Origin of the sequence: uncultured Lamprocystis sp. (genome assembly GCF_903933125.1) — a bacterium.
Lineage (GTDB): Bacteria > Pseudomonadota > Gammaproteobacteria > Chromatiales > Chromatiaceae > Thiodictyon.
The window spans coordinates 1-4432 of sequence record NZ_CAIZIZ010000093.1 but is presented as its reverse complement, the minus strand read 5'-3'; the positions used below and the strand labels follow the sequence as shown (position 1 = coordinate 4432).

At 58.1% G+C, this 4432-nt stretch carries 3 protein-coding genes; 1 reads left to right on the top strand and 2 read right to left on the bottom strand.

What is annotated here, in order from left to right; translation table 11 throughout:
- Positions 1 to 110 precede the first annotated feature (110 nt).
- Entirely contained in the window at positions 111 to 380 is a 270-nt protein-coding gene (locus tag QZY03_RS04020) for a Txe/YoeB family addiction module toxin (protein WP_363169332.1), read from the bottom strand.
- Positions 377 to 643, bottom strand: a complete 267-nt coding sequence (locus QZY03_RS04015) for a type II toxin-antitoxin system Phd/YefM family antitoxin (RefSeq protein WP_295578468.1) — start codon at positions 641 to 643, stop codon at positions 377 to 379. Before QZY03_RS04015 ends, QZY03_RS04020 begins: the two co-directional genes overlap by 4 nt.
- A gap of 167 nt (positions 644 to 810) precedes the next feature.
- Here QZY03_RS04015 and QZY03_RS04010 point away from each other — a divergent pair, with 167 nt between their 5' ends.
- Positions 811 to 4044, top strand: a complete 3234-nt coding sequence (locus QZY03_RS04010; RefSeq protein WP_295578466.1) for a type I restriction endonuclease subunit R — start codon at positions 811 to 813, stop codon at positions 4042 to 4044.
- The last annotated feature ends 388 nt before the right edge of the window (positions 4045 to 4432 follow it).

The window sequence follows — 4432 nt, the reverse complement described above, 5'->3', positions numbered from 1 at the left end:
TGTCAAGAAATTTTGGAACTGTTCAGGGTCGTGGCGGTAACCAGCGACCCTGCGGCAGTTTGCGAGGCCCCGTCGCGGCCGGAGGCCGCTCCCACAAGATCACCCGTTCATCAGCCGTCGTAATGAAAGCGACAGGCGATGATGACCAACTCGGTGTCGGTCGCACGGTAGACCAGGCGATGGGTGTCGTCAATGCGCCGCGACCAGTAGCCGGATAGATTGCCGCGCAGCGGTTCCGGTTTGCCGATCCCGGCGAAGGGCTCGCGGACGGCCTCATTGATCAGGAGGTTGATGCGTCTTAGCGTCTTGCGATCCGGCTGTTGCCAATAAAGGTACGCATCCCAGGCGTCCGGGACGAAACGAATCCCGCGCATGGTCAATCGCCGTCCGCATCGATCAGGGTCCGCGGTTGCGCCTCGCCCGCCTGATCCTGCCGGATCGCGCGCGCCAAGGCCTCGGCGTTGGCAGGGGTCGACAGCAGGTGCAGCGTCTCCATCAGGCTGTTGTAGTGATCCAGCGACATGACCACCGCATCACCCTCGGCATCCCGACGGCTGATGATCGCCACGTCCGCGTCCCGTACGACCGTATCCAGCAAGGATTTCAATGCATTGCGTGCATGGGAGTAGGTGACGACTTTCATGGCATCAAACTTGTTCAATAAGTTGATCAAGTGTAACATGTTGGTGCGCGGCGGTGCCAGGGGCCGGTGGGGGGCTTTCATCGATAAACCGCGTCAGCGACAATACTCCTGATCGTCGAAGGGCACGTTGTCACCGAAAACCTCACCTATCGCTCAGGACGCGGTTTATGCCGACCTTCATTTCTGAGGACCAGATCGAAGCGGCCATGCTGCAACGCTTGCAGTTGCTCTATGGCTACGACGTGCAGGACTGCCACACCGCCGATCCGGCGGATCTCAACGACGGCTCGGGACGCACCGATAAACGCGAGGTCATTCTGTACGACCGCCTGCGGGCGGCAGTGATCGACCTGAATAAGGGCATCCCGGAAGCCGCCATCGACGATGCCATCAAACAGTTGTGCGACAAACGTGAGGCGCAATCCGCCATTGCCGCCAACCGGGCAGTGGACGACCTCATCCGCAACGGGGTACAGGTCGAATTCAAGGACGCGACCGGCCGCACCCGCAAGGCGCGGGTCAAGATCATCGACTTCAACAACCCCGCCGCCAACCAATTCCTCGCGGTCAGTCAGCTCTGGATTCTGGGTGAGCGCGGCTACCGTCGTCCGGATATCCTGCTTTATATCAACGGGCTGCCGCTCGTCTTCATCGAATTGAAGAACTCCAACGTCAACCTCAGGTGCGCCTACGACGACAATTTGACCAACTACAAGGCGGAGATCCCGCAACTCTTCCTGACCAATGCACTCTGTGTCTTTTCAAACGCCATCGAGACCCGTGTCGGCAGCCTGACCGCCGAGTGGGAGCACTTCTTCCACTGGCTGCGCCCCGAGGACGAGAAGGAGAAGATCAGACGCGAGCAGATCGCAGCGCAAGGCACCAGCGCTGAGCGGTTCCTCGCCGGTCTCTGCCCCAAGGACCGACTGCTCGATTACATCGAAAATTTTATCCTGTACCACAAAGAAACCCAGAAGATCATCGCCCAGAACCACCAGTTCATCGGCGTCAACAAGGCGTTCGACACCTTTCTCGGCCGCGCGGGGCTCGACGGCCGGCTCGGTGTTTTCTGGCACACCCAGGGCTCGGGCAAGAGCTTCTCCATGATCTTCTATGTCCGGAAGATATTGCGCAAGTGCCAGGGCAACTTCAGTTTCCTGATCATCACCGACCGCGATGATCTCGACGGCCAGATCTACCGCACCTTTCTCAACACGGACACCGTCCGCCAGGCCGATACCGCTCAGCCCAAGGACAGCGAGCAACTGCGCGCCTTCCTGGGCCAGAACAAGCGACTCGTTTTCACCCTGATCCAGAAATTCCGCTGGCCCAAGGGCAAGCCCTATCCGCTGCTTTCAGACCGTGACGATATCATCGTGATCGTCGACGAGGCCCACCGGACCCAATACCAGTCACTCGCGGAAAACCTGCGGGTCGGTCTGCCCAATGCCCAATACATCGCCTTCACCGGCACCCCGCTACTCGGCAACGCCCGCAAGACCAATGCGTGGTTCGGCGACTATGTGTCTGAATACAATTTCAGCCAGTCGATGAATGACGGCGCGACCGTGCCGTTGTTCTACAGCAAACGCGTGCCGGAAGTGCAGAATCAGAACGACGATCTGAGCGCCGACTTCTACGAGATCCTCGAAGACGAAAATCTCGATTCAGTCGCGCAGGCCAAGCTCGAACAGCGGTTTGCCAGTGAGTTGGAGGTCATCAAACGGGATGACCGGCTGGAAACCATCGCCCAGGATATCGTCTACCATTTTCCCAGGCGGGGCTATCTCGGCAAGGGTATGGTCATCGCCGTGGATAAGTTCACCGCGGTGAAGCTGTATGACAAGGTCCAGCGCCTCTGGAAGGAGGAGATCAAGGCCCTGCACGGCCAGATCAAGCAGACCGGCGATGAACTGCTGGCGGCACGCCTCAAGCGGATGGTCGAGTACATGCGCCGGGTCGAGATGGCGGTGGTGGTCAGCGCGGAGAACGGCGAGGACGAGAAGTTCGACCAGCAGGGCCTGGATATCCGCCCGCACCGCAAGCGGATGGACCAAGCCGACGAGAACGGCCACGACCTTGAATACAACTTCAAGAACCCCGAGGACCCGCTCCAACTTGTCTTCGTCTGCGCCATGTGGCTCACCGGCTTCGATGCACCCACGGTCTCGACCCTCTATCTCGATAAGCCGCAGAAGGATCACACCCTGATGCAGACCATCGCCCGCGCCAATCGGGTGTGTGCGTATAAAATCGGCGGTGTCGAGAAGAAGAACGGCGAAGTGGTCGACTATTACGGGGTCTTCGGACGACTGAAGAAGGCGCTCAAGGACTATGGCGAGGGTGATCAAAGTGTCGGCGAGGCGCCGGTCAAAGACAAATCCGAGATTTTCCGCCTGCTCGACGAGGCTATCGATCAAGGCCGCGCCTTCTGCGCATCCATCAATATCCCAATCGATAAGGCGCTTGAAGGCCGCGATATCTTCCAGAAACTCGGGCTCTTCGAGGGTTGGGCCAACGCGATGCTTTATAAAGACGAGTATCGCAAGAGCTTCAGCGTCTACGAAAACACCATCACCGGCCTTTACGAGGCCGCGAAGCCGGAGGTTCTCGGCCGGCCGGTGGTGCGTACCGTTGCCGTCTTTCAATACCTGCGAGGCATCATCGACAGCATCATTCAGCAACAGGATGTCGCGTCCGCCATCCGGCGGATCGGCGCACTGCTCGATGAGAGTCTCGTTGTCGATGACGCGGGATTCGCGACGGTCAAGGAAGCTGCAGCAGGCTTCAGGATTGCGCAACAGGGCAAATCCTGGGACCTGAGTACGATCGACTTCGAAAAGCTCAGGGAGGACTTCAAAACGACCGCCTGCAAGAATATCGAGATCGCCGATTTGCGGGCCTTCCTCGAAAAGAAGCTCAGCGACATGCTCAAGCAGAACCGCACCAGGCGGGACTTCGCGGAACGCCTGCAGGGGATCATCGACACTTACAACGCCGGGAGCACCTCAGCCGACGCCGACTATGCCGCGTTGTTGCGATTTACCCAGGCGCTCCGGGAGGAAGAGGAGCGGCACGTCCGGATGGGGCTCACCGAAGACGAACTCGAGATTTACGACCTCCTGCGCAAGGACACCATGACCAAGGACGAAGAGCAGCGGGTTCGCCTCGCGGCCAAGGCACTGCTCAAGCGCCTGACCGCTGAATCCCCGCGGGTGCTCGTCCAAGACTGGTTCAAAGACTGTCAAACCCGCTTGACGGTCCGCGACGAGGTCGGCAAGGTTCTCGACCTGCATCTTCCCGAGCCGGGTTACGACAAGGACATCTTCACGCAGAAGCGCGACCAGGTCTTTGAACTCACGCTCGATCTCGCCATCAACCACAGAAAGTGGGCGGCCTAGCCAGGCAGCGTCGCGCCAATCAACACGATTTCATGCCAGCAATTCCCGGCCAATTTTTCCTTTATAAACAATATGATAAATTCTTTTTCCGAAGGCGTTTTTACGGATTCGTGACTCTGCTAGAATAGCGAATTGGACTGCCTGCAATGATTCGATTGCGCATCTTTTGTTACTAAGGAATGACGATGGCACGTCAATTTCAGCAAAACCTCACGAACTCGACATTATTGTCGCTGGTGCGTGAAACGTTCTAGTCGATCACCGATCACCGGCAAACCACAAAATGCCGCATTCCTTTAGTCGACGCTTTAATGTCAGGGTTAGCGGTCTTTGCCCTAAAGGTCCCTTCGCTACTTAAGTTTGATGAGCAACGCCAAGAAAAACATAT